We start from the raw sequence: 20,393 nt of genomic DNA, 5'->3' as shown, positions 1-20,393 counted from the left end.
CGGACGGCTGTTCCGTTATGCGGCGCGGGTGTGCTCCCATAGTGCGTGTGCCCGTGCAGCTTCCTGTCGTCGATCCCGTAGCCGAGGCGGCGGCCGATCTGCACCGTCAGGCGAGGGCCGCGGCCTCCGATCACGGCCCGGGCGCGGCCATCCGGTTGCTGCAGCGTGCCTTGGCGCGCCTCGGGCCCGCCGAACCCGGCAGTGTCGAACGGCTGGCGATCCGCGTCCGCATCCTCATCAGCCTGGCGGCCGCGGAGGCGGAGGTCGCGTCCCAGCAGGACGGATTCGCCCGGCTCTCCGAGGCGGAACAGGTCCGGCTCCAGTTGCCGGAAGGCGACATCCGGCGCGAGCTGAGCTTCACCGTCGTGCTCCAGCGAGCCGTGGTGCTGATGAGGTCGGGGCACCTGGACGAATCGCTCGCGCTGTACAACGCCGCGTTGCCGAACCTCGTCGCGGAAGCTGCGAAGCACAGCCTCCTGCTCACCCGGAACCTGGTGAACCGGGCTTGGCTGCATCTCCAGATGAGCAATCCGGACGCGGCGCACGCCGATCTCGTCGCCGCGCTCGACATCGCCGTCGAACACGGGCACCGGATGCTCGAAGGGAAGATCCGGCACAACCTGGGTGATCACGCCCAGTTGCTCGGCGACATCCCCGAAGCGCTCCGGCACTACGAGCAGGCGGCCTCGATCTTCGTCACCGACGGGCCCGGCTCGCTGCCGCTCGTCCGGCTCGACCAGGCGAAGGCCCTGCTCACCGCCGGGCTCGCCGAGGAGGCGGCGCGGCACCTCGACGAGGCGATCCCCGAACTCCGGGACAACGGCGCGCACCATCTCGTCGCGGAAGCGGAGGTCGCGCGGGCCGGGGCCGCCATCCTCGAGGGTGACCACGTCCTCGCGAAGAAGCTCGCGACGTCCGCACGGCGGAGCTTTCTCCGGCGTGGCAACGGCCGGTGGGCGGAGATCGCCGAGTTGACCCGGCTTCGCGCGGACGCGGTGAAGGTACTGGCGGACCGGGAGAAGAAGCCGTCCGCGAAACTGCCGGAGCGGCTCGCCGATCTCGCCATCCGGCTGGCCGGGCTCGGTCTGCGCGACGAAGCGGGCGCGGCCAGGATGTTCGCGGTGCGGCTGCTGATCCGTCGCGAAGAGACGGTCGCCGCGCAGGAACTCCTGGCGCAGGTACCGAAACCGCGGCAGACCACGCCGATCGACCACCGGATGCAGCTGCGGTTGTGCCGGGCCGAACTCGCGGTGGCGTCGCATCGGCCGCGTTCGGCGCTCGCGCAGGCGCGGGCCGGACTGGCGGAACTCGGGCAGATCCGCGACCGCATGGGCGGGCTCGACCTCGTCTGCGGGACCGCGGCGCACGGCGAGGAGTTGGGCAAACTCGCGCTCACGCTGGTGCTCAAGAAGGCGAGGCGCAGCGGCGCCGGGGCGAAGAGCCTGTTCGCGTGGCTGGAACGCACACGCGCGCAGGTGTACCGCTACGAACCGCTGCCGGTCATCGAGGACCCCGCGCTCGCCCGGCACATCAACGAAATGCGGCACGTGCAGGGGACGATCCAGGCACGGCGGCTGTCCGGTGAACCGGTCGGGAAACTCGAGGAGCGCTACGACCGTCTGCAGCGGGAGGCGACGCGGCTCGGGTGGTACACCAGCCAATGGGGTCGTCCGCGCCCGGTCTCGGCACCCGAAGAGGTGGTGGAGCAACTCGGCGATCGCGTGCTGGTCAGCCTGATGGGGTATCGCGACACCTTGTACGCGGTGGTCGTCGACCGCGGCCGGTTCCGGCTGCTGAAGCTGGGTCCGCTCGCGGAAATCGTCGAGACCGCGAGGCAGTTGCACGCGGACCTCGACGCGCTCGCCCCGGACAACCTGCCCGCGCCACTGGTCGAGGTCGTCACCGGTTCCGCGCGGCGCCGGGCGGACAAACTGGACAAGCTGATCTCGGCGTCGCTGGCGAAGACGCTGGAAAACCGCGAGCTGATCATCGTGCCGATCGGCTCGCTGTACGCGTTGCCGTGGGGAGCTTTGCCGTCACTGCACGGACATCCGGTGTCGATCGCGCCGTCGGCGACCGCCTGGGTGACCGCGTCCGGGCGGCGGAGTTCCGGCCCGGTCCTGCTCGCCGGCGGGCCCGGTGTGCCGGGTTCGGTCGGTGAGGTGCGAAACCTGCGGACCGTGTACCCGCAGGCCCGTCTCGTCGACGGGAAGGACGCGACCAGCGACGCCGTACTGTCCGCTTTGGACGGTTCCGGGATGGCGCATCTGGTCGCGCACGGCGCGCACGAACCGGCGAACGCGCTGTTCTCGCGGTTGGAACTCGTCGACGGCCCGTTGTACGCGCACGAAACCGCCCGGCTCGCGAAGCCGCCGGAACGGGTGGTGCTGGCCGCGTGCGAACTCGCGATGAGTCATATCCGGCCCGGCGAGGAGGCGCTCGGTTTCGCCGGGACGCTGCTCGCCAGTGGTTCGCGGACGGTCATCGGCGCGATCGCGCGAGTCGGCGACAAGGCCGCCGCCGCGGCGATGTCCGACCTGCACCGGCGGCTGGCTTCGGGAACGGCGCCCGCTTTGGCACTCGCGGAAGCGACCGCCGCCGATCCGCTGCGGCGCCCCTTCCTGTGCCTGGGTGCGGGCTGAAGGGGACTTTCGCCGCGTCCTCTGTGGCCATGGCGTCCTTCAGTTCCCCACAGGACTTGTCCACAACCATCGCCACCTGTGGACAACTCCGCCGAGCAGCCCTTTCCCGCGCCCATCGCCGGTAGACTGGACTCGGGGTCGCCCCCCTTGGGAAGGGCGGGGGGTGGGGTCAGGCGCGTTCCGCGTGTTTCACCAGGCGCGTGGCCAGGATCGAGATCACGGTGCGCAGGGCCGTGCGGACGGCGGCGCCGGTGCCGGGCAGCGGTTCGGTGAACCGGCCCGTCCAGCGGAGATCCGTGCCGCCGGAAGCGTTCGGCGTGAACGAGACTTCGGCGCGATAGTCCTTGAGCGGCGCGAGACCCGCGAAGCCGTAGACGTGCTTTCGGTCCTGTTCGTACTCCAGTGTCTCTTCGTGGAGATACACCGGCCACAGCCCAACGGCCCGGACGGCGCCCACCCCGTCCGCGTCCGGCTTCCGCGCCCAGCGCGAGTGGAACACCACCGGCTTCGCCCATTCCGACCACCGGGAACCATCGGCCTCCAGCGCGAACAGAGAAGCGGGCGAGGCGCTGCTCGTCCGGTTGACCTCGAAGGAGTACGTCTTGCCCATGTGGCGACGATAACCGCTCCGGCCGCCACGGATAAGTGGACAAGGGTGACAGTGCCGCCTCCGGCGATGTTGCGAAAGCCACTTTCGCAACCTTCAACGTTGCGAAAGTGGCTTTCGCAACGTGCCACCCTTGGCCGTACCGTCCAATCAGTCAAGATAGGGGCGTGAGCACGACGCGCCGCGAGATCGCCGCACCACATTGGCTGGTGCAGCTGCTCCGCAGCACACCGGTTCCCATCCCGTGGAACATGGTCGCCCGCGCCGTCCTCGCCCTCGCCGTCCCGCTGGCCGTCGGCTACGCGCTCGGCGACATCGGTGTCGGTGCGCTCGTCTCCACCGGCGCCCTGCCCACCGTCCTCTCCGAATCCGCCGGACCGTACCGCTACCGCGCCCGGCGGCTCGGCGGCGCCACCGCGGCCGCCGCCCTCGGCTACTTCGCCGGGCTGGTCACCGGCGGAATCCCGGCCGCGTCCATCCCGGTCGTCGTCGGCGTCGCGGCGGTGTCCGCCCTGATCAGCGCCGCGGGCAGCAACGCGTCGGTCGCCGGGCTCCAGATGTTCGTCTTCTGCGTCCTCGGCACCGGCCAGCACGTCACCGGCCTGCGCGTCGAAGTCCTCCTCGGCTACTTCTGCGTCGGCGCCGCCTGGAGCCTCCTCGTCGCGCTCGCCACCTGGACCTTCCGTGCCACCAGCCCCGAACGCGGCGCCGTCGCGCACGTCTACGTCGAACTCGCCGCGATGCTCTCCGCGACCGACGAGGCCACCTCCCGCGTCGCGCGCCACCAGCTCACGACCGCGATGAATACCGCGTACGACCGGCTGCTCACCGCGCGATCCTGGCTGTCGGGCCGCGACGCCACCTACCGCCAGCTGCTCAACCTGCTTTCGGCCAGCACTCCCGCCGTCGAGGCGTCGGTCGCGATGGTCAACGCCGGCCGTCACGCACCGGACGACGTGATCGACCACTTCATCGCGACTTCGGCCGCCGTACTCGCGAACCAGGAACTACCGGAGCCGCCCGAAGCGCCCGAAGACGCCGACCCGGTCCTCGCCGCGCTCTACGCCGGACTCGCCCGGATAGGCAAAGGCGACGACCGGAAACGGCGCGAGGTCCAGCCGTGGCACAAACGCCTCCGCGGCTGGGCGGGGTCGCTCGTCTCCGGCCCGCTCACCTGGTTCACCGCGCTCCGCCTCACGTTGTGCGTCGCGATCGCCGAAGTCGTCGCGCTGCTCGTCCCGTTCGAACGGTCCTACTGGATCACGCTCACCGTCGGCATCGTCCTCAAACCCGACTTCGGCTCGGTCTTCGGCCGCGCCGTGTTGCGTGGCATCGGCACGGTGATCGGGGTGGGCATCGGCGCGGCCGTACTCGCCGCGGGAGGCGAAGGCTGGCTGCTGGTCCTGCTGATCGCCGTGTTCGCGGGCGGCGTCGCCGTCGGCAAGGTCCGCAACTACGGCATCCTCAGCGCCTTCGTGACACCGCTGATCATCCTGCAGATGGATCTCGCCAGCACCGGAAGCTGGGACGTGGTGCTCGCGCGGCTCGTCGACACCGTCCTCGGCTGCGCGATCGTGCTGCTCTTCGGCTACCTGCTCTGGCCGGGCAGCCGGCGCCCGCAGGTCGGCGGACGGCTCGCCGACAGCCTCGACAGCCTGGTGAAATACGTCGACAAGGGTCTCGTGCTCGCGCCCTCGGGCGAAGCGCGACTGGAACGTTCCCGCGCCCGTCGCCGCGCCTACCGCGCGCTGGCCGACCTGCGGACCGCGTTCCAGCAGGTCGTCGTCGAACCCTCCGCCGCCGGACGGCAGGCCGTCGCCTGGTGGCCGGTGATCGCCGGGCTGGAACGCGTCGCCGACGCCGTCACCGAGGTCGGCGTCACCCTCGGCCGCGGTGCCCCCGCCCCGGCCGACGCCGACATCGCGCTCCTGACGGCCGCCCTCGCCGAACTCGCGGCCGCCGTGCGCGAGGAACGGGAACCGGCGGAGATGCCGATGCCCGACAACGAGCAGCTGTCCGGCGTCGTCGACCAGATCGGCGCCGCCTTCGACGCCGTGCGCGGCCCCGACCTCGTCGAACGCGCGCCGCTGCGGCTGGTCCGGCGGTTCCTGCCCTACCACCGCCGCGCCTGAGGGTGTGACAACAGGCGATAGTTGGCACGGGACGGGAAGCTCCGCGTTCCATCGAACGCTGACCAGCGACTGTGACTGAGCGCCTCATCTGGCCCAGTTGGGCACGGTCGTTGGCCAGTCCTGTGCTCAAACTGACCCGCACGCCCTGGGGCGTCAGTTGTCGAGACGGACCCTCACCTGGTGATTGTGCTCGGCGTGCGAGATGACTGTGCCAGCGACGTGAGTTCCCATCGGCGGGAGTTCCGCGTTGTGAGGCATCCCGGTGATTTCGGCCAAGCCCACGGCATCGGGTACTGCGTCGATACGGATGAAGACCCCGAAGCGCTGACGTCCGATCACTTCACCGGTGATCGGCGTACCAACCGAAAGCGCCGCGACCGTCGCGTCCCACGCCAGGCGGCTTCGTTCCCCTAGGCGCTGGCCGTCCTCAGGCCAGGAATAGTCGTTCACGGTCCCGAGTATGCCCTCACCCGCCCGTATCTCAACATCAACAACCGCTCATGCCGCGTTGAGCGCGTTTCGGCCGTTCTTCCCGGGCGACAGCATCGACGGCAGTCGAGCGTCGAACTGGCCAACTATGACGCTCAAGTGGCCACGTCGGGCGCTCAGCCTCAGCGACGTTGCAACCGAGGGCAGCGCCGTGCCAACTATCTCCTGTAGATGTCAACTACCGCCTGTAGTCACAGAGGGCCTGCCACCACCCGGACGGGGGAGGGTGAGCATCATCTCGAACTAATGTTCGAGTTTTCACGCATAATCGACGCATGCTCGACACTGGTGACACGCTGCCGCCGGGGCCGCGTCACCTCCACATGGTCCGGCCCAACCAGCCCGTTTGGGTCGATCTCAAGCTGGTGTACCCCGTCGGCGCGGTGAGGACCCGCCTGCCCGACGGCCTGGATCTGACCGGCACCGTCCCCGGTCTGCTGGGGATGTGGCGGGCGACGACGACGGGACACTGGGTCGGCTGGGTCACCTTCCAGCTCGGCCCGGTCGGCCGGGGCGGCACGACGCATTCGCAATGGGTGCTGGCCGAGGCGCTGCGTCCGCGCGAGGAGCGGAACACGTGGTCGGGAAGTTTCCCCTCCGAGCGCAGACGATGATCGTCCCGTCCCGTGGGCACTGTTGACCGCACGCCAAATCGCGCCCACGATGGCCCTGTGTCCGTCCACTGGGAGTCCGCGCCGACGCGTTCGGCCGGCGAAGGCGTCGCCGCACTGCTCCTGCGCCGTGGACGGTTGGGCTCCCCGCCCGCGTAGCTCCTCATCTCGCCAAGTCATCCGACGGTGAACCCTGGGAGCACGTATGTCCATCGCCCTGCCCGACCGTGTCCGTCTCCGCCCCGCGACCGTCCCCGACGGCGGCATCCTCGAAGGGCCGCGGCTGCTGCGGCGCCTGCCGGAAGGCGTCGAAGAACGCCCGTACGAACTTTTCGCGCTGCGGCCGCTGGGACGGGTGATCGGTGCCGAAATCGCCGGCGTCGACCTCGCCCGGCCCCTGACGCCCGCTCTCCACGCCGAGCTGAATCGCGCGCTGCTGGAGTGGAAGGTGTTGTTCTTCCGCGACCAGGACATCACTTCGGAACACCAGCGCGCCTTCGCCGCCAACTGGGGCGAACTGGAGACCAACCCGTTCATCCCGCAAGGGGAGACCGCGGACACCACCCGGTTCACCCGCTCGGCGAGCATGCCCGCGTTCGAGAACATCTGGCACGTGGACGTCACCTTCCGGCCCGAGCCCGCGCTCGGTTCGGTCCTGCGGCTGATCGAGGTCCCGCCGGTCGGCGGCGACACGATGTGGGCCGACATGGCCGCCGCCTACGACAACCTGCCGGAAGACGTCCGCGAGCGGATCGACGGGTCGACCGCGGTGCACGACTTCATCCCCGGCTTCGACCGCTTCTCCGATCCGGAACTGCTGCTGCGTCACCAGGACACGTTCCCGCCGGTCGAGCATCCGGTCGTCCGCACGCATCCGGAAACCGGGCGGCGCACCCTCTTCGTGAACCAGGCGTTCACGACGCATATCGTCGGCATGGACCGCGACGAGAGCGACAAGCTCCTGCGGTACCTGTTCAGCCGGGCGCATGTCCCCGAGTTCCAGGTGCGCTTCGGCTGGCGGCCGGGTTCGGTGGCCTTCTGGGACAACCGTGCCACCCAGCACTACGCCGTCAACGACTACCACCCGCACGCGCGCGTGGCCGAGCGCGTCGCCATCGTGGGCGACCGGCCGTTCTGAGCGTCCCCACGACGGGTGATCGCCGGGGCGTCTCCGCCGGTACCTGTGTGACGATGTGGCCATGGGCATCAACTTCGACGAATTGAAGAACAAGGCCACCGACGCTCTCCGCGAGCACAACGACAAGATCGAGGGCGGCCTGGACAAGGCGGCGGACTTCGCGAAGTCGAAGTTCTCCGGTCACGACTCGCAGATCGACTCCGGGGTCGAGAAGGCGAAGGGCTTCATCAACAAGTTCGACGACACCCCCGACAACCCGCCCCAGGGCCGGTAACCCTCGCATTTCGTCCTCTGGATGCGGTCCTCGCGCGGGCGACGACCGCATTCAGAGGACGAAACGCGTCAGGAGACCTCGCCGATCGCGGTGTCGCCGTCGATCGCGGTGATCCAGCCGCCGCGCTCGCCGAGCGCGATCAGGCCGTCCCGCGCGTCCGGCGCGCTCAGGCTGACCCGCACCCCGGCGCGTTCCGCGTCCTTGGCGGCCGCGAACGCTTGCGCCCCTTCATGACCCGAGTTGACCGTCACCGCGAGGCCGCCCGTCGACGCCAGCGAGCCCCGCGCGGCACCCAGCCGCCCGAGCGCCTCGTCGACGATCGGCAGCAGCGCGTCCCGGTTGCCCTCGGTCATCGCCCGCACCAGCGCCGGGCTCGACCCCGCCACCCGCGTGCCGTCCGTGTAGGACCCGGCGGCCAGCGACATCGCCAGCGGCCCGCCCTGCGCGCCGATCGTGGCCAGGATGGCGGCGAAGATATGCGGCAGATGCGAGATCCGCGCGACCGTCTCGTCGTGCGAGTCCGCCGGCAGCGGCACGACATGCGCGCCGACGTCCAGCACGAGCTGGGCGACTTCGGCCCAAGCGGTCAGATCGGTGTCGTGTTCGACGCCCAGCACCCACGCCGCGCCGCCGAACAGCGCCGGGTCGCTCGCCTTCCAGCCGGAGTTCGCCGTCCCGGCCATCGGATGCCCGCCGACGAACTTCGCGTACGGCGCGCGACGGCGAACGGAGTCGAGCACCGGGCCCTTCACGCTGGTCACGTCGGTGAGCACGCAGTGCCCGGCGACCCGCGAAACGGTCCGGAGCACCTCCTCGACCGCGGGCAGCGGCACCGCGAGCACGATCATCGCGTCCCGCTCCGCCGCCTTGCCCAGCGCGGCTTCGACCTGCGTCGTCACGTCGAAACCCGCTCTGCTGGCGGCGTCCGCGTCAGCTTCGGAGGTCGTCGCCCCAAACGTGGTGCGGCCGATCGAATGCGCCGCGCGCAGCAGCGAACCACCGATCAACCCGAGCCCGATCACGCATACGTCCCGCACAAGGGTTCATCCTGCCATCTACAAGGCCCCACGTCAGAGAACGGCGGCGAGGCGGGTTCCCTGATCGATGGCCCGTTTGGCGTCCAGTTCGGCCGCGACGTCGGCGCCGCCGATCAGATGCACCGGCAGCCCGGCCGCGCGCAGTTCGTCCACGAGGTCGCGAACCGGCTCCTGTCCCGCGCAGACGACGACGTTGTCCACATCGAGCACGCGCGGCCGGTCACCGACGGTGATGTGCAGGCCGTCGTCGTCGATCCGGTCGTAGGTGACCCCGGTGAGCTGCTCGACGCGTTTGGCCTTCAGCGCGGCCCGGTGCACCCAGCCGCTGGTCTTGCCCAGCCCCGCGCCGATACCGGACTTCTTGCGCTGCAGGAGGAACACCTGCCGTGGTGACGGCTCGACCTTCCGCTCGGTCAGCCCGCCCGCCGCCCGCTCGGGATCGGTGACGCCCCATTCGGCCATCCACGCGTCCAGATCGAGCGCGGGGGAGGTGGTGTGCGTCAGGAACTCGCTGACGTCCACGCCGATCCCGCCCGCGCCGATCACGGCGACCTTGCCGCCCACCGGTTTCCCGTGCCGGACGACGTCCACATAGGACAGAACCTTGGGATGATCGATACCGGGGAGCGACGGCACCCGCGGCGTGACGCCGGTGGCCAGGACGACCTCGTCGAATCCGGCGTCGACCAGGTCGGCGGCGGCCACGCGCGTGCCCAGGTGCACCTTGACGCCGGTGACCTCCAGCCGTCGCGTGTAGTACCGGATGGTCTCCGCGAACTCCTCCTTGCCCGGGATCTTCCGCGCGATCCCGAACTGGCCGCCGATCTCGTCGTCGGCTTCGAACAGTTCGACCGTGTGCCCGCGTTCGGCGAGGCCGGTCGCGGCCGCGAGCCCGGCGGGACCGGCGCCGACGACGGCGACGCGTTTGGTCTTGCGGGTGGGCGAAAGCGTCAGCGTGGTCTCGTGGCCCGCACGCGGATTCACCATGCAGGACACCAGTTTTCGCTTGAACGCGTGGTCGAGGCAGGCCTGGTTGCAGGCGATGCAGGTGTTGATCTCGTCCTCGCGCCCGCTCTCGGCCTTGCGGATCCATTCCGGATCGGCGAGGAACGGCCGCGCCATCGACACCAGGTCCGCGTCCCCGCTCGCCAGCGCCTCCTCGGCGACCTCGGGCATGTTGATCCGGTTCGACGTGACCACCGGGATCCCGACGTGCGGTTTGAGCTTGCCGGTCACCCAGGTGAACGCCGCGCGCGGCACGGACGTCACGATCGTCGGCACCCGCGCCTCGTGCCAGCCGATGCCGGTGTTGATGATCGTCGCGCCCGCCTCTTCGACCTCCTTGGCCAACGCGACGACGTCTTCCCAGCGCTGTCCGCGTTCCACGAGGTCCAGCATGGACAGCCGATAGACGATGATGAAGTCCTCGCCGACCGCCTCGCGCGTCCGGCGCACGATCTCGACGGCGATCCGTCGGCGGTTTTCCGCGCTCCCGCCCCATTTGTCGGTGCGCTTGTTGGTCCGCTCGGCGAGGAACTGGTTGATGAAGTAGCCCTCGGAGCCCATGATCTCGACGCCGTCGTAGCCCGCTTCCTTGGCCAGGAAGGCACAATCGGCGAACGCGCGGATCTGGCGCAGCACGCCGTACCCGGAGAGGGCCCGCGGTTTGAAGGGGTTGATCGGCGCCTTGATACCCGACGCGGAAACGCTCAGCGGATGGTAGGAATACCGGCCCGCGTGCAGGATCTGCAGCGCGATCTTGCCGCCCGCCTCGTGCACCGGATCGGTGAGTCGCTTGTGCGCCTTGGCTTCCGCGCGCGTCGAGAGCTTCGACGCCAGCGGCAGGAGCCAGCCGGTCCGGTTCGGGGCGAAGCCGCCGGTGACGATCAGCCCGACCCCGCCGCGGGCGCGTTCGGCGTAGTACTCGGCCAGTTGCGGGAAATGCGCTTCCTTGTCCTCGAGGCCGGTGTGCATCGAACCCATGATCACCCTGTTGCGCAGGGTGGTGAAGCCGAGATCGAGGGGGGACAGCAGGTTCGGGTACTGGCTCATCGCTGGTCCTTACGCATCGTGGTGGAATGCCCGGAGGACTTCCTCGAGCCACTCGACGTGGCCCTGTTCGGTTCGGATTCCTCCGCGCAGCACGAGGAACTGATGCAACGACTGTCCACTGAGGACTCTGGGGTCGGGGAAGTCGTGCTTCTCGATCAGCAGGTAGGCGTCGAGGCGTGCCGCGTGCGCGTCGCGATGCCGGGCGACCTCGGCGGCGACGGCGGCCGGATCGCCGAGGGCGGCGCCGCGGATCTTCACGGCGAGCTCCCTGGCGGTGGCCGACGGATCGGGTTCGGCGAGCCAGCGGGCCAGTTCGGCCCGCCCCGCGTCACCGACTGTGTAGACCTTCTTGTCGGGTTTCCCGGACTGCGCGACCGGGGCGACGGCGACCCAGCCGGCGTCCTCCATCCGCTTGAGGACACGGTAGATCTGCTGGTGGGTGGCGCTCCACCACAATCCGATGGACTTCTCGAAGCGGCGCGTCAGCTCGTAGCCCGAGCCGGACCGCTCGGACAGCGAAACGAGGATCGCGTGCTCCAATGCCATGCACCTAGTTTCATATGCACCTAGTTGCACTGCAAGGCGACGCGCGTCACAAGTACGTGAAGGCCCCCTTCCCTCGGCTGAGCCGAGGGAAGGGGGCCTTCACGGGAAAAGCTATGGCTTGCGGGCGACACCGCCGATGACGCGGGACTCCGAGGGGTTCGCGGCGAAGATCGTCTTCTCGTCCGGATGCCACGCCGGCGCGTAGACCAGGCCCGGCTCCAGCAGCGGCCAGCCACCGAAGAACCGCCGGAACTCGTCCATGGTGCGCAGGAAACCGGGGTTCGTCGTGGTCTCGTAGTACTCGAGGATGTCGAGCAGTGCCTGTCGTTCCTCGTCGTTGGCCGGGTTCTCGTTGGTCATCTGGGAAAGCACCAGCAGCGAACCGGGCGCGAGCCGGTCGCGGTAGAAGTCCAGCAGCCCGTCGGGGTCCTGCTCGTCCTTGATGAAGTGCATGACCGCGTTGACCACCAGCGCAATCGGCTCCCGGACGTCGATGATGCCGGAGTCCATCACCCGGTCCCAGAGGTCTCCGGGGTCGAACAGGTCGGCGGCGATCGCGTGGTGACGGTCCGGGTCGGCGGTGTCGGCGAGCAGCAGCGTCGAATGCGCGAGCGCGATCGGCTCGTTGTCGATGTAGAGGACGTGCGTGTCCTCCTGCGGCCGCGCCTCGTCGGCGACCTCGTGCACGTTGCCCGCCGTCGGCAGGCCGGAGCCGATGTCGACGAACTGCCGGATGCCCAGTTCGGCGCAGTGCCGGACGGCCCGGCCGAGGAACTGCCTGCTGGTCTTGCAGTAGTCGCCCATGAGCGGGAGGCGCTCGCGCACCTTCTCGGCGAAGTTGCGGTCGATGGCGTAGTGGGTGTCGCCGCCGATGAAGTAGTCGTAGACCCGGGCCGCGGACGGCCGGTCCAAGCTGTTCTCGACGGCCCTGAGCGCCGCGTCGTGATCGATCATCGTCATCCCTTTGTCCGCGCCGGAAATTCCATGCTAACCGGCTGGGACGTAGGCCTCGCGGTAGGCGTTCACGGATTCGGTCAAGCGATCGAGCTCCGCGCGGGTGCGGGCGAGACCGGCCGCGTCGAGACCCATCGCGTCACCGATGATCTTCGGGATCCCGCTCGCGCGCTCCCGGAGCCGGGCGCCGTCCCCGGTCAGGCTGATGCGGACGGACCGTTCGTCGTCGGCTTGCCGGACGCGCTCGACCAGCCCGGCCTTCTCCAGCCGCTTGAGCAGCGGCGACAGCGTGCCGGAGTCGAGGTTCAGCACGGTGCCGAGTTCCTTGACCAGCCGCTCGTCCTCCTCCCAGAGCGCGAGCATCACCAGGTACTGCGGATAGGTCAGGCCCAGATCGTCGAGCACCACGCGATAAAGCGCGGTCACGGCCCGTGATGCCGCGTAGAGCCCGAAGCACAGCTGATCGTCCAGGCACAGCGATCCGGTGTTGTCCGTCGGCATCGGTCCTCCTCGTCCCCATGGTGCGTCGATCATGCCGCAGAGCGCCACTCGAGTGAGCCAAATCTCCTTGAGTACGTTTTAGTTGTGCCCAACTTAGTTGCGAGCTATCTTCGGACTAGTCCACTTCGGCTTTCAGGAGGCAGAGATGACCGCCAACCCGCACAACCTGGCCCTCGAACCGGCCGCGCAGGCTTTCGTGGAGGCCACCGCCACCCCGCCGTTCCTCTTCCAGCTGCCGCCGGCCGAAGGGCGCAAGGCCGTCGACGAGGTCCAGGGCGGCGACGTCGAACTGCCCGACGCGGACGTGGAGACCACGCACGTGGACGGCGTCGAAGTCCGCATCGTCCGCCCGCGGGGCGTCACCGGTCCGCTGCCCGTGATCGTCTACATCCACGGCGCCGGCTGGGTGTTCGGGAACTTCCACACCCACGAGCGTCTGGTCCGCGAGCTCGCCGTCGGCGCGGGCGCGGCCGTCGTCTTCCCGGAATACGACCGCTCGCCCGAGGCGCGGTACCCGGTCGCCATCGAGCAGAACTACGCCGTGGCGAAGTGGGTCGCCGAGCGGGGCGCCGAAAACGGTTTCGACAGCACGAAGATCGCGATCGCCGGGGACTCCGTCGGTGGCAACATGACCGCCGCGCTCACCCTCCTCGCGAAGCAGCGCGGCGACGTCACCTTCCGGCAGCAGGTGCTCTTCTACCCGGTCACCGACGCGAACTTCGACACCGAGTCCTACCGGCGGTTCGCCGAGGGCTACTTCCTCGCCCTCGACGGCATGAAGTGGTTCTGGGACCAGTACACGACCGACCCGGCGCAGCGCGCGGAAATCACCGCGTCGCCGCTGCGGGCGAGCCTCGACGACCTGGCGGGCCTCCCGCCCGCGCTGGTGATCACCGCCGAGGCCGACGTCCTGCGCGACGAAGGCGAGGCGTACGCCGCCAAGCTTCGTCAGGCCGGAGTTCCGGTGACCGCCGTGCGGTACCAGGGCATCGTGCACGACTTCGTCATGCTCAACACGTTGCGCGGAACGCACGCCGCGGAAGCCGCGATCGCGCAGGCGATCGGAGTGCTGCGCACCGCGCTCGCAGGCTGAGCGATCCGTCCAGGGTGACACGCGTCACCCTGGACAACACTTTCCGGTGGCCGCACGTCTCTTGATCCAGATGTGGGAAGTGCGGTGCGGGGCGCGCCGCCGCCGGAGAGGGACACGATCGCCATGGGATTGGGACTGAGTGCCATCCGGCTCGATTCCACACTGAACCTCGTCATCGTCGTGGTGCTGGCCCTGCTCGCGATCATCGCCGTGCCGTTCTTCTGGGAACGCTGGCGCCGCAAGCTTCTCGGCCGCAGCGGCACGATCCTCGTCGCGGTGGTGCTGATCGTGGTCAGCACCGCGATGGGCGGGAACATGATCGGCGGGTTCTTCCCGACGGTCGGCGCCCTGTTCGGCACCGGCGTGTACTCGGCCGACAGCGTCGACGCCGTCGCCGGGGAGAACGGCTCGGACCTCGACAAACTGCGCGACGCCGGGGCGATGCGGGCCAGGGAGGGCAAGGGTTCCGTCGTGCACATGACGGTGACCGGCAAGCGCACCGGCCTCACGCGCGACGTCTCGGTGTACTTCCCGCCCCAATACTACGATCCCGCGTACCGGTCGCTCAAATTCCCGGTCATCGAATGGATCCCGAACTACCCGTCCGGCCCGGAAGTGGTCACCGGCCCGTACGGGATGCCCGCCAGGCTCGACGAAGCCATCGCGAAGCACGTGCTCCCGCCGACCCTGGTGATCATCCCGGACCCGACCGGGAAACCGAAGGTCGGCCACGACACCGAATGCGTCGACGAAGTCAACGGCGCGGCCAACGACACCTATCTGACCGCCGACATCCGCGACTGGGCCATCGAGAAGCTCGGTGCCAGCACGCAGCGGAAGGCATGGACGATGGCGGGCTGGTCCTCGGGCGGCTACTGCGCGATGAACCTGGTGACGCGCCACCCGCAGTGGTACGGCCAGGCGGCGAGCGTCAGCGGCTACTTCAAGGCCGCGGTGGACGCCGAGACGGAGAACCTTTTCAAGGGCAGGCAGGACATCGTCGACGCGAACACGATCACCTTGAACCTGCAGAAGCACCCGTCGCCGGTCGACATCCTCGCGATCGCGGGGGACAAGGAAAATTTCGAGAGCTTCTCGCTCGATCAGCTCCAGTCCGCCGTCCGCGCGCCCACGACGCTGTCCACTTGGCGGATCCCGGACGCCGGGCACAACATGAACACCTTCAAGACCCAGATCCCGGACGTGCTGGCGTGGATCGGCGCGCGCACCGCGCCACCGAGCGCGCCGCAGGACAAGAAGATCGTCGGCAGCGGCGGGGTCAAGCCGTGGCCGCTACCGAACACGGGCGCCAAGGGCGCACTGGTCGACGTCGTCGAATAACTACCCGCGCTTGGCGCGATAAGCCTTGGGGTACAAGCGAAGCCGGTCGGGAACGCGGCTCCCCGCCATCCTCGTGACCGTGCCGATGCGCCGGAGGCGACGCTCGTCCGCGTCTGTCCACTTGAGACTCAATCGGTCACGCAAGGGTGGGGGGAGCAGGCCGATCGCGCACAGGGTCAGCACGGTCCCGCCGGCCGGACGGACGGGGCGCCACAAGGTCTCCGGCAAGAACCACCACGGCGGCGGTGGCGTGTCCCGCATGGTGATCGAGTGGAGTAGTTCTCGCACCGTGTGATTGTCTTCGAGCCGGCTCGCGACGACGTCGTCGAAGTAGGCCTCGAACCCTTCGAAGTCTTCTGGCATGTGGTGTTCGCGAAGACCGAGAAGCAGGCCGAGTCGTCGCCATTCCGCGTAGAAGCTGGACTTCTCCTGGCGGGGCATGGGGAACAGGAAGACGTCGTGCAACCGGACCGCCGTCCAGAACGTGGAGCCGTGCACCCACCAGTAGGCCTCGGGGTTCAGCGCGTGATAGCGCTTGCCGTGGTGGTCGACGCCCTTGATCGCCTTGTGCATCTCCCGGAGCCGTTCGGCCTCCGCGATCGCTTCCTGGCCGCCGAAAACCTGTGACAGCAAGGAATCGACGGTCCGGTCGAGGCGGCCCCACGGATCTTCGGTGAAGTTCGAATGGTCGTGCACGCCGGCGCCGATCACCGGATGGGCGACCTGCAGCAGCAACGCCGTCCCCGCGCCGAGCAGCAGTCTCCGATCGCCGACCACTCGCCAGGCGACGGAATCCGGGCCGAGCGGGGTCACGGCGGGCAGGCGGGCTTCGATGCTCATGACGACCTCCCGAGAGAGCGGCGTGCGGCCACTGTCCCACCTTGTTTACAGGTCGTCAATAGCCGGTCGAAGCGCTTTCGCCACCTCGGTCACCCGCCTGCCCGCGCCGGTGTAGGTGGTCGACACCGGTTGGGACGTCAGTACTACGACGATGTGGCGATCATCGTCGCCGACGGTGCCGGAGCTGTGCAGGATCCGGGAACCGCGGCAGCACGCCCAGCCCTGCTTGACCGACCAGCGGAGGGAACCGACGGCGTCCGGGATGCCGAAGTATTGCCGGACGCCGTCGGATCCGCTCTCCGTCGCGCCGCTCAACGCCCGCATGATCGTCGTCCGCGTTCCCGCGGCCGCCTGGTCCAGCAGGTAACGGTAGATCTTCGCGACGTCCGCGGCGGTGGTCCTGGTGTCGCCCCAGCGGCCGGGATCCTCGGGGGGACGTGTGGCGCCGAGGCCGATCTTGGTCGCCCAGCGGGTGACGATGGCGGGTCCGCCGTGGGCCGTCCACAGCCTGCTGGCGATGTCGTCGTCGCTGACCGAGAGCATCCGTTGCACGGTGCTCGCCGGTGCGCCCGCTTGAAGCGCTTCCAGCGCGATGAGCAGTTTCACCAGCGAAGCCGAGGTGTACGGCCGGTCCGCTTTGACGGAGACCGTGGTCTTCTTGGCGGTGCGGTCGTAGACGACCACGCTCACCTGCCCGCCGGGGACGAGGCCGGGGAGGGCCTCGGTGTCGACGGCCTTCGGCGGCGGTCCTGGCACCGCCGAGGAGGACGGGGCCGGGGATTCGACCGGTTCCGGTTCCGCTTCGACGGTCATCGCCGTGTCCCCCGACGCCGCGACCGCGACCGCCGCCGGGCCCGGACGCGGCAACGGAATCAGCACCATCGCGAGAATGGCTCCCACGCACAGCCCCACCAGGAGGACGACTCCGCTCACCTTGCCCACACGACTTGTTGACCGGATCACCCGATCGTGTTCACGGCTAGGCCGTTCGGCCGCCTCGGTTTGCCCGGGAGGGCCCTGGGGTATCCGGCAGCCAAGCCTGAATCAAGGTCGCCAACTCTGGGAGGCGGAGCAATGGCACGTGCACAACGCGCTCGTATCCGGACGGCGGGTGTCCAACCCGCGCAGGTTCTCGCCGGGCTGTCGAGCCTGGCCTTCCTGGTGTTCGGGATCGTGGGCTTCACCAGGACCGGGTTCGCCGATTTCGCCGGTCGCAGCGACGCGACGGTGCTCGGATTCTCGGTGAATCCCCTCTACAACCTCGCGTTCGTCCTACTGGGCGCGATCGGTCTGCTGCTGACCTTCGGCTCGGGCCGGTCCAGGGTCTTCGGTCTCCTGACGTTCGCCGCCTTCGGCGCGCTGTTCGTCTGGGGGCTGATGATCACCGGGACGGTTTCGTCCAATCCGGTCTCGGAGGCGGGGAACCCGTTCAACCTCAACGCGACGGACAACTGGCTGCACCTCGGCCTCGCCGCCTTGGGGCTGCTGATCGCGTTCCTGCCCGCGCGGCACAAGGTACTGCTGCCCGAGGACGAAGAGGAGAACGTGGTGCCGGGCCGGGCCGACAGCGCCACGGCCGTCGATCCCGTTCCCGACGGCACGCGACGGCCGAAGCATGAAAAAGGCCCGACCATCGCTCGTGATGAGCGACCGCCGGGCCTCGCCCACTAGGGGTCAGTAGCCGTACTCCTGGGCGGGAGCGCCTTCCTCCTTCTTGGGGGCGGCGTTCCCGCTCTGCGCGGCCTTGTTCTTCACCGGCGCGGTGCTCTTGCAGCCGGCGGGCTCGATGACGAACCACGTGCCGCCGACGCCGTGCCCGTTCGCTTCACCGGCGTTCGCGTCCTTGGCGTAGCGGTAGACGGCCCATCCGCCGACGGTGACCTGCGTGGTGCCGTCCGCGCGCTTCACCGTGCCGAGCAGCTTCTGGTCGATGCCTTCGAGCTGGACGTCGCCCTCGGCGAGCACCGGCGGCCAGGCCTTCGCGCAGTCACCGTTGCAGGTCGGCTGCTTGTTCTTCTTGTCCTTGGTGAACATGTAGAGCGTGAAGCCCTCCTTGTCCACAATGGCCGGTCCGATGCCGTCGACGTTGCTCGCGATGAGCTTCGTGGCACCGTCTTTTTCTTCGGCCGGAGCTTCCTTCGCTGCCTGGCCCGCTTTGCCCCCCTTGGCGTTCGCGGCGTACCAAGTGCTGCCGACGCCCTGTCCCTTCGCTTCGCCCGCCTTGGCGTCCTTGGCGTAGCGGTAAAGCGCCCAGCCACCGACGGTGACCTGCTTGCGTCCGTCGGCGCGGGTCACTTCGCCGACCAGCGCCTGGTCCACACCCTCGATCTGGACCTCGCCCTCGGCCAGCATCGGCGGCCAGATCTTCGCGCAGTCACCGTCGCAATTGGACTTCGGCGGCTTCGCGCTGTCCTTGTCGAAGCGGTACAAGGTGAACCCGTCCTTGTCGACGAGCACCTGGCCGAGGTCGCCGGCTTCGGCCACGGCCACCTTGGTCTCACCCTTGGCCGCGGGGGCGTTTCCTCCCGCCCCGGCCACCGCGGCGGCGGGAGCGACGGCCGGCGCCGCGGTCTCGGTGCCACCGGAGCAGGCCGACAGCACGACCAGGCCCACGGTCGCGGACGCCGCTGCGACGACGAAACGCTTGCGAAGCATGGGATTTCTCCTTGTTCGTAGGGGTTCCGCGGCTTGGCGCGGTGAGCTTGTACCCCCTACACGGAGCCGGCGCGGGACCGGTTCAAGGAGTTTTCGGAATTTCTTCGCGGGCCTCCAGTGCGGCGTCGGTGAGCACTCCGGCCGACCCGGTGTAGTTCGCCGGATCCAGCAGCTCGGCGAGGGAATCCGCGGGGAGGACTCCGGTTATCTCCGGCAGGCCGGAAAGAACCTCGCCGAGCGGCTTGTCCTGCTCCAGCGCGAGCTTGGAGGCGCGTCCAAGCACCTCCTTGGCCCGCGCTTTGCCGAGCAGCGGGGCGAGCACGGTCGACAGGCGCTCGGAGACGATCTGGCCGTGCGTGAGGCCGAGGTTCTCCCGCATGCGCTCGTCGTCGACCACCAGACCACGGGCGAGCTCGGCCGCCGTGTGCGCGGCACCGCCGGTCAGGCGCAGGCATTCGCGCAGCAGTTGCCACTCGGCGTGCCACGCGCCCGCGGACCGTTCGTCCTCGGAGACCAGGGCCTGGGTGACACCGGTGGCCAGCACCGGGACCTGGAGCGCGGCCGACCGGATCAGCGTCGCGAGCACCGGATTGCGCTTGTGCGGCATCGCCGAGGAACCGCCACGGCCCTCACCCGCCGGTTCGGTGACCTCCCCGACCTCGGTGCGGGTCAGGAACTGGACGTCGACCGCGATCTTCCCGAGCGCGGCGGCCGTGAACGCGAGGGCGGCCGCGAGGTCGGCCGTCGGGGTGCGGAGGGTGTGCCAGGGGAGCGTGGTCTCGGCGAGACCGGTCTCCTCGGCGAAGGCCGTCTGGAGCCGCTGCGGATAGCCGTCGGGCAGGTCGGCGAGGCGCGCGTACTCGGCGTACGCGGCTCTCGTGCCCGCCGCGCCACCGAGCGAGACCGGAAGGACGACACGGTTCACCCTGGCGAGCGCGTCGAGCGTCAACTGACGCCAGCCCGCCGCCTTGAGCCCGAACGTGGTCGGGACCGCGTGGGCGGTGAGGGTGCGCCCGGCCATGATCGTGTCGCGATGCGTGCGAGCGAGGTCCGCCAGCGCGTCCGCCGTCGCCTCGAGGTCGGCGACAAGGATCGCCCGCGTCCGCGCGGCGACCAGCATCATCGCGGTGTCGAAGATGTCCTGGCTGGTGGAGCCGCGATGGACGTACTCCGTGCCGGCGGCCCCGGTCAGTTCCTTGATCAGCCCCACGACCGGGTTCGCCGTCTCACGAGCCGCCCTCGCCAACGCGACCACGTCGATCTCGGCCGACGCGGCGGCCTCGGTGATCGCCTCCGCGGCGGCCCGCGGGATCAGCCCGGTACTGGCCTGCGCCCTGGCGAGCGCCGCCTCCGTGTCCACCAGCGCCCGCACCCAGGCGAGATCACCCGTGGCCGCCTCGGCGGGCGTGCCGGCGCGGACCGGGGACAGGAGGCCGGAATCGGGATCGGCGTTCATCGGCCCAGCATCGCACTTCAGGATT

The 20,393-nt window shown here is 69.4% G+C and carries 19 protein-coding genes; 8 read left to right on the top strand and 11 right to left on the bottom strand.

Annotated features, from left to right (window positions below):
• Window positions 1-41 precede the first annotated feature (41 nt).
• Window positions 42-2,642: a CHAT domain-containing protein gene (locus tag BLW75_RS22520; protein WP_091598114.1), complete on the top strand. Its 2,601-nt coding sequence runs from the start codon at window positions 42-44 to the stop codon at window positions 2,640-2,642.
• Window positions 2,643-2,811: 169 nt separating this feature from the next.
• On the opposite strand, the gene BLW75_RS22515 is transcribed toward BLW75_RS22520, so the two are convergent.
• Window positions 2,812-3,252 (bottom strand): SRPBCC family protein, encoded by a 441-nt coding sequence (locus BLW75_RS22515; RefSeq protein WP_034319904.1) that lies wholly within the window; start codon window positions 3,250-3,252, stop codon window positions 2,812-2,814.
• A gap of 164 nt (window positions 3,253-3,416) precedes the next feature.
• On the opposite strand from BLW75_RS22515, the gene BLW75_RS22510 reads away from it, so the two are divergent.
• Window positions 3,417-5,381: an FUSC family protein gene (locus BLW75_RS22510; protein WP_034319907.1), complete on the top strand. Its 1,965-nt coding sequence runs from the start codon at window positions 3,417-3,419 to the stop codon at window positions 5,379-5,381.
• A 153-nt stretch (window positions 5,382-5,534) separates the two neighbouring features.
• Here the strand turns inward: BLW75_RS22510 and BLW75_RS22505 are convergent, their stop codons facing one another.
• Window positions 5,535-5,831, bottom strand: coding sequence for a hypothetical protein (locus BLW75_RS22505; protein WP_091598111.1), 297 nt, complete (start codon window positions 5,829-5,831; stop codon window positions 5,535-5,537).
• 314 nt (window positions 5,832-6,145) lie between these two features.
• Between BLW75_RS22505 and BLW75_RS22500 the strand changes: the two genes are divergently transcribed.
• The 3 genes from BLW75_RS22500 to BLW75_RS22490 all read left to right on the top strand — a co-directional run bounded on the left by BLW75_RS22500 (window position 6,146) and on the right by BLW75_RS22490 (window position 7,893).
• Window positions 6,146-6,484, top strand: coding sequence for a hypothetical protein (locus BLW75_RS22500; RefSeq protein WP_034319913.1), 339 nt, complete (start codon window positions 6,146-6,148; stop codon window positions 6,482-6,484).
• A 202-nt stretch (window positions 6,485-6,686) separates the two neighbouring features.
• The gene (locus BLW75_RS22495; protein ID WP_034319915.1) at window positions 6,687-7,619 is read left to right on the top strand and encodes a TauD/TfdA dioxygenase family protein; all 933 of its coding nucleotides are present in this window, start codon (window positions 6,687-6,689) and stop codon (window positions 7,617-7,619) included.
• A gap of 61 nt (window positions 7,620-7,680) precedes the next feature.
• Window positions 7,681-7,893 (top strand): antitoxin, encoded by a 213-nt coding sequence (locus tag BLW75_RS22490; RefSeq protein ID WP_034319918.1) that lies wholly within the window; start codon window positions 7,681-7,683, stop codon window positions 7,891-7,893.
• 68 nt (window positions 7,894-7,961) lie between these two features.
• Here BLW75_RS22490 and BLW75_RS22485 read toward each other — a convergent pair whose 3' ends face one another.
• The 5 genes from BLW75_RS22485 to BLW75_RS22465 all read right to left on the bottom strand — a co-directional run bounded on the left by BLW75_RS22485 (window position 7,962) and on the right by BLW75_RS22465 (window position 12,983).
• A complete protein-coding gene (locus BLW75_RS22485) occupies window positions 7,962-8,915 on the bottom strand; it encodes a prephenate dehydrogenase (RefSeq protein ID WP_034319922.1) in 954 nt (317 codons plus the stop codon).
• 48 nt (window positions 8,916-8,963) lie between these two features.
• Window positions 8,964-10,982 (bottom strand): NADPH-dependent 2,4-dienoyl-CoA reductase, encoded by a 2,019-nt coding sequence (locus BLW75_RS22480; RefSeq protein WP_034319925.1) that lies wholly within the window; start codon window positions 10,980-10,982, stop codon window positions 8,964-8,966.
• 9 nt (window positions 10,983-10,991) lie between these two features.
• Entirely contained in the window at window positions 10,992-11,528 is a 537-nt protein-coding gene (locus BLW75_RS22475) for a PadR family transcriptional regulator (RefSeq protein ID WP_034319927.1), read from the bottom strand.
• 111 nt (window positions 11,529-11,639) lie between these two features.
• Window positions 11,640-12,488, bottom strand: coding sequence for an SAM-dependent methyltransferase (locus BLW75_RS22470; protein WP_198935809.1), 849 nt, complete (start codon window positions 12,486-12,488; stop codon window positions 11,640-11,642).
• Window positions 12,489-12,515: 27 nt separating this feature from the next.
• Window positions 12,516-12,983: a MarR family winged helix-turn-helix transcriptional regulator gene (locus BLW75_RS22465; RefSeq protein ID WP_034319929.1), complete on the bottom strand. Its 468-nt coding sequence runs from the start codon at window positions 12,981-12,983 to the stop codon at window positions 12,516-12,518.
• A 145-nt stretch (window positions 12,984-13,128) separates the two neighbouring features.
• On the opposite strand from BLW75_RS22465, the gene BLW75_RS22460 reads away from it, so the two are divergent.
• Both BLW75_RS22460 and BLW75_RS22455 read left to right on the top strand, forming a co-directional pair.
• Window positions 13,129-14,076 carry an alpha/beta hydrolase gene (locus tag BLW75_RS22460; protein ID WP_034319932.1) on the top strand — a complete coding sequence of 316 codons (948 nt, stop codon included), beginning with the start codon at window positions 13,129-13,131 and terminating at the stop codon, window positions 14,074-14,076.
• 123 nt (window positions 14,077-14,199) lie between these two features.
• Window positions 14,200-15,417, top strand: coding sequence for an alpha/beta hydrolase (locus BLW75_RS22455; RefSeq protein ID WP_034320010.1), 1,218 nt, complete (start codon window positions 14,200-14,202; stop codon window positions 15,415-15,417).
• On the opposite strand, the gene BLW75_RS22450 is transcribed toward BLW75_RS22455, so the two are convergent.
• Window positions 15,418-16,257 (bottom strand): oxygenase MpaB family protein, encoded by an 840-nt coding sequence (locus BLW75_RS22450; protein WP_034319935.1) that lies wholly within the window; start codon window positions 16,255-16,257, stop codon window positions 15,418-15,420.
• 45 nt (window positions 16,258-16,302) lie between these two features.
• Entirely contained in the window at window positions 16,303-17,199 is an 897-nt protein-coding gene (locus BLW75_RS22445) for a serine hydrolase (protein ID WP_034319938.1), read from the bottom strand.
• A gap of 132 nt (window positions 17,200-17,331) precedes the next feature.
• Between BLW75_RS22445 and BLW75_RS22440 the strand changes: the two genes are divergently transcribed.
• A complete protein-coding gene (locus BLW75_RS22440; RefSeq protein ID WP_034319942.1) occupies window positions 17,332-17,928 on the top strand; it encodes a DUF4383 domain-containing protein in 597 nt (198 codons plus the stop codon).
• A gap of 3 nt (window positions 17,929-17,931) precedes the next feature.
• Here the strand turns inward: BLW75_RS22440 and BLW75_RS22435 are convergent, their stop codons facing one another.
• Window positions 17,932-18,912, bottom strand: coding sequence for a lipoprotein (locus tag BLW75_RS22435; protein WP_034319945.1), 981 nt, complete (start codon window positions 18,910-18,912; stop codon window positions 17,932-17,934).
• Window positions 18,913-18,994: 82 nt separating this feature from the next.
• Window positions 18,995-20,368 (bottom strand): nitrosuccinate lyase, encoded by a 1,374-nt coding sequence (locus BLW75_RS22430; protein ID WP_034319948.1) that lies wholly within the window; start codon window positions 20,366-20,368, stop codon window positions 18,995-18,997.
• Between the last annotated feature and the right edge of the window lie 25 nt (window positions 20,369-20,393).

The organism is Amycolatopsis lurida (genome assembly GCF_900105055.1).
GTDB lineage: Bacteria > Actinomycetota > Actinomycetes > Mycobacteriales > Pseudonocardiaceae > Amycolatopsis > Amycolatopsis lurida.
This window is presented reverse-complemented; position numbering and strand designations above follow the sequence as displayed.